Source organism: Gemmobacter caeni (genome assembly GCF_003054195.1).
Taxonomy (GTDB): Bacteria; Pseudomonadota; Alphaproteobacteria; order Rhodobacterales; family Rhodobacteraceae; genus Gemmobacter; species Gemmobacter caeni.
On sequence record NZ_QBKP01000053.1, the window covers coordinates 1 to 4,653 of the forward strand.

General features: G+C 69.1%; 8 protein-coding genes. All 8 read left to right on the forward strand.

Annotated features, from left to right (window positions below):
• Nucleotides 1-849, forward strand: an 849-nt coding sequence (locus C8N34_RS25495; protein ID WP_108131036.1) for a phage protease, incomplete at its 5' end; no start/stop codon positions are given.
• On the forward strand, nt 846-1,226 hold the full coding sequence (locus C8N34_RS25500; RefSeq protein ID WP_108131037.1) for a capsid cement protein: 381 nt from the start codon (nt 846-848) through the stop codon (nt 1,224-1,226). The genes C8N34_RS25495 and C8N34_RS25500, both read left to right, overlap by 4 nt.
• Before the next feature lie 12 nt (nt 1,227-1,238).
• Nucleotides 1,239-2,213, forward strand: a complete 975-nt coding sequence (locus C8N34_RS25505) for a capsid protein (protein ID WP_108131038.1) — start codon at nt 1,239-1,241, stop codon at nt 2,211-2,213.
• A 1-nt stretch (nt 2,214) separates the two neighbouring features.
• The gene (locus C8N34_RS25510) at nt 2,215-2,532 is read left to right on the forward strand and encodes a hypothetical protein (protein ID WP_108131039.1); all 318 of its coding nucleotides are present in this window, start codon (nt 2,215-2,217) and stop codon (nt 2,530-2,532) included.
• 60 nt (nt 2,533-2,592) lie between these two features.
• Entirely contained in the window at nt 2,593-3,021 is a 429-nt protein-coding gene (locus C8N34_RS25515) for a gp436 family protein (RefSeq protein WP_108131040.1), read from the forward strand.
• Nucleotides 3,021-3,455 carry a phage tail terminator protein gene (locus tag C8N34_RS25520; protein ID WP_108131041.1) on the forward strand — a complete coding sequence of 145 codons (435 nt, stop codon included), beginning with the start codon at nt 3,021-3,023 and terminating at the stop codon, nt 3,453-3,455. Before C8N34_RS25515 ends, C8N34_RS25520 begins: the two co-directional genes overlap by 1 nt.
• Nucleotides 3,452-3,592 carry a hypothetical protein gene (locus tag C8N34_RS26580; RefSeq protein WP_170120584.1) on the forward strand — a complete coding sequence of 47 codons (141 nt, stop codon included), beginning with the start codon at nt 3,452-3,454 and terminating at the stop codon, nt 3,590-3,592. The genes C8N34_RS25520 and C8N34_RS26580 overlap by 4 nt, the downstream gene beginning before the upstream one ends.
• A complete protein-coding gene (locus tag C8N34_RS25525) occupies nt 3,593-4,531 on the forward strand; it encodes a phage tail tube protein (RefSeq protein ID WP_108131042.1) in 939 nt (312 codons plus the stop codon).
• Nucleotides 4,532-4,653 lie beyond the last annotated feature (122 nt).

The following is a 4,653-nucleotide window of genomic DNA, read 5'->3' on the forward strand; positions in this document are numbered from 1 at the left end:
ATCGACGAGAACCATGCCATCGACCTCGCCGCCCCGCGTGGCGAGGCCTCGCCCGCCCGGGGCTATGTCGTCGAGCTGCAGGCGCGCGCCGACGGCATCTGGGGCCGGGTGGACTGGACCGAGACCGGCCGCGCCCTGGTGGCCGACCGGGCCTATCTCGGGATCAGCCCGGCGGTGATCCATGACGGCGCCAAACGCATCCTCGCCATCGCCCGCGCCTCGCTGACCAACCGGCCCAATTTCCGGGGCCTCACTTCCCTGCATATGGAGACCTCCATGACCCCTGCCGTCGCCAAGGCCCTGGGCCTTGCCGATGATGCCACCGAGGATCAGATCCTCGGGGCCATCGGAACCCTGAAGCAGCCGCAGACCGCGCTGCAGTCGCACCTGGGCCAGATCGGGCTGGCGCTTGGCGTGACCGAAGCCACGCCCGAGGCGATCCTCGCCGCCGCGCAGGCGCGGACCACCGCGCAACCGGCCGAGATCACCGCCCTGCAATCCGAACTGGCCGATGTCTCGACCCGGCTGAAGGCGCTGCAGGACACCACCGCCCGCGACCGGGCCACCGCCTTCGTGGACGGCGCGATCAGCGAGGGCCGGGTCGGCGTGAAGCCGATGCGCGAGCGCTACATCGCCATGCATATGGCCGATGCGCAGGGCACCGAGGAGCTGATCGGCGCCATGCCCACGGTCACCGCCGAACTGCCCTCGGGCGAGATCGCGCTGCAGGCCGCCGACAGCGGCGATCTGGTCACCCGGGCGCGGGCCTATCAGGCGAAGCAGAAGGCCGCCGGGATCGACCTCGGCTGGACCGCCGCCGTCACCGCCGTTTCGGAGGGCAAGCAATGATCCCGACCTTCATCCGGGCCTTCGAGGCCTCGGCCGCCATCGCGGGCCGCCGCATCGTGGCCTTCTCCGATGCCGCCGCCTCGTCGAAGATCGCGCAGGCCGCGACCGCGACCGCCCCCGCCCTCGGGGTGTCGGAGGCGATGGGCGCCGATGCGGGCGGCATGTGTGATGTCGTGCTGGCGGGCATGGCGGCGGTCGATCTGGGCGGCACCGTCACCGCCGGGGCGCCGCTGATGGCGGATGCCGAGGGCAAGGCCATCGCGGCCAGCGCCGCCGCTGCCACCACCCGCCGGGTGGTCGGCTTCGCCATCCAGCCGGGGGTTGCCGGCGACATCATCGACATCTGGCTCGCGCCGAGCCTGCTCGACCGCGCCTGAGAGGAGTAACCCATGGCCCCGAAACGCCCGTTTACCGTCGATCCCGTCCTGACCGCCATCTCGGTCGGTTATCGCAATCCGTCGATCACCTATATCGCCGACGAGGTTCTGCCGCGTCAGACGGTCGGCGGCGAGATCTTCAAATGGACCGAATATCCGCTGGCCGATGCCTTCGCCATTCCTGACGGCCGTGTCGGCCGCAAGGGCCGCGTGCAGCAGCTGGAGTTCACCGGCGAGGAGAAGGAATCCGCCGTCGAGGATTACGGCTTCGACGCACCCATCGTGCATTCCGATGTCGAGGCCGCCGCCAATGCCCGCGCCCGGGGCCTGTCGGCCATCGACCCGGAAAGCCATGCGGTCGAGATGCTGACCGATGTGCTGCAGAACATCCGCGAGGTGCGGGTGGCGGGGCTGGTCCACAACCTCAACACCTATGCCGCCGACAAAAGGGTCACGCTGTCGGGCACATCGCAATGGTCGGATTACGCCAATTCGGACCCGATCACCGCGCTGAAGACCGGGCAGGAATCGACGCTGGTCTATCGCCCGAATACCTGGGTGATGGGGCGGCCGGTCTGGTCGAAGCTGTCCTCGCACCCGATCATCGTCAATGCGATCAAGGGCGGCACCCAGACCTCGGGCCTCGTGAGCCGCGAGCAGTTCATCGAGCTCTTCTCGGGCGAGGGGCTGCAACGGCTGCTGATCGGCGATGCCTGGGTGAATACCGCGAAGCCCGGTCAGGCGCCGTCGCTCAGCCGGTGCTGGGGCAAGCATCTGGCCATGCTGCACCTCAACCCCGGCGCCTCGGTCGAGCGCGGCGGCATCACCTTCGGCGCCACCGCCGAATATGGCAGCCGGATCTCGGGCCGGATCGAAGACCCGGATGTCGGGCTGCAGGGCGGCTACCGGGTGCGGACGGGCGAGCGGGTCAAGGAACTCGTGATCGCAAAGGACGTCGGCTACTTCGTCCAGAACGCGGTGCAGTGACATGGCAAAGCGTCCCGCACCCCCGGCCGGGGAAAGCGCCCCGGCCATCACCCCCGCCATCCCCCCGGATCCGGCAGAGGCGGCCCTGCTTCAGGCCGTTGCTGCGGTCGGCAGCGGTACCGCCCCGATCCTGCCTGAGGGTTCGGATGTGGTATTCGTGCCCGAGCGCCGGATCGCCACGGTGGCCAGCGCCATCGAGCATGACGGCTACCGCTTTGCCCCGGGTGACCCGATCCCGCTGACCCTGAGCGAGTTCACCGGGCTGAAGGGCACCGGCGCGCTGGCCGGGGCCAGCTGGGACGATCTCGAAACCCTCTAGCGCCATCCGGCGGCCTGCGCGCCGCCGGGGCCGATCCCCTGCCGGAAAGCCCTGTATCCGATGACCTATGCCACGCTCGAGAACCTGACCGAACGCTATGGCGCCGACATGCTGCTCGGCATCACCGACCGCGCGACGCCCCCGGCTGGGGCGATCGATACCGGGGTGGTGGCGCGGGCGCTGGCCAATGCCGATGCCACGATCAACGGCCGCCTCGGCACCCGCTTCGTGGTGCCGCTGGCCGGGACGCCGCCGGAGATCCGCGAGATCGCCGAGGCCATCGCGATCTGGAAACTGCATGTCTACAAGCCCGACGAGAAGATCGAAGCCGATTACAAGGAGGCGATGAAGACGCTCGAGGGCATGGCCGCCGGGTCTGTCGTGCTGCATGCCACCACGCTTGCCCCGGTGGAAACCGGCGGCACCGGCGCGCGGCTCACCGACCGCGACCGCCCGCTGACCGCAGAGAACCTGCGGGGCTACATCTGATGATCGGGGCGATCTCCGCACGGCTGTCGGATACGGTCCCGGCCCTGACCGGCCGGGTCGCGGGGGCGGTCGATTTTGGCAGGCTGATCGAGGCGGGCAAGCTGCCCGCGAAGACGCCTGCCGCCTTCGTGCTGCCTGCGGGCATTCAGGGCGGCCATGTCGCGGCCGCCGCCGGGGCCTATGTGCAGGATACCGACGAGATCCTGACGGTGATGCTGGCGCTGCGGGTGCATGACGCGGCGGGCCAGCGCGGCGGCGATCCGCTGAAGGCGCTGATCGATGCGGTGCTGGGCGCGCTGTGCGGCTGGTGCCCGGCCGGTCCCGCCACCGGGGTGCTGCGGCTCGTCCGGGGCAGCCTGATGAGCATGAATGCGGGGCTGATCCTCTACCAGATCGACCTCGCCCTTTCCAACCAGCTGAGGATCTCGCGATGACCGCGCCCCATCCGCTGCCCGCAGAGGGCGGCAGCTACATCCGCAATGCCGATGGCAGCCTGACCCCGCTCGACGAGGCCGCTCCCCCGAAACCGCCTGCGGCAAAGCCCGCAAAACCCGCCGTAAAGGAGGAATAAATGCCGCTTTACTGGGACGAGAAAACCCTCCTCCTCAAGACCGAGACCAGCTACGGGGTCGATGCCACGCCCACCGGCGCGGCGAATGCGATCCTTGCCACCGATGTGCGGCTCTCGCCGATGGAGGGGCAGGATGTGGACCGGGCGCTCGAGATGCCGTGGATGGGCGCCTCGGGCACCATTCCGACCGGGCTGCATGCGAAGCTCTCCTTCAAGGTCGAGCTGAAGGGGTCGGGCACGGCGGGCAGCGCTCCGGCCTTCGGACCGGTCCTGAAGGCGCTTGGCTTTGCCGAGGTGATCGCCGCCGGGGCTTCGGTGACCTACAGCCGGGTGTCGAAGAACCATTCCTCGGCCACGATCTGCCTCAATATCGCGGGCACGCTCTACAAGATCCTCGGCGCGCGCGGCACCGGCACGCTGCGGGTCAATGCCCAGGGCATCGTCTATCTGGAGGCGGAGCTGACCGGGCTCTTCGTGCAGCCGTCGTCGCAGGCGCTGCCCACGGTCACGCTCGGCACCCAGCTCAGCCAGTTCCCGCAGGTGGCGACCTCGGCCAATACGCCCACGTTCACGGTGGATGCGACCGCGCTGGTGCTGCGCTCGCTGGCGCTGAACCTTGGCAATACCGTCTCGACCCGGTTCCTGATCGGCTCGGAAAGCGTGATCATCGAGAAGATCTCCGAGATGATCGACTTCACCGTCGAGGCGGTGCCGCTGGCCACGCTGAACCCCTATGCGCTGGCGGCGGCGGGCGGTCTGGTGCCGCTGAGCCTCGTGCATGGCACCGGCGCCGGGAAGATCTGCACCCTGACGGTGCCGCGCCTGCAACTGCAGCGCCCCGCCGGGCTCGAACAGCAGAACCGCATCGTCGAATGGCCGCTGCGCGGCGTGCCGCTGCCGGACACCGGCAATGACCAGCTGACCCTCGCATTCACCTGAAGGAGCCTTCCCTTGTTCAAGCTGCTGCAAAAGCCCGAGTTCTCGCACACCGTCAAACTCTCGGTGCCTGTCGATGGCGGGCATGACACCCAGACCTTCACCGCGCGGTTCCGGGCGCTGCC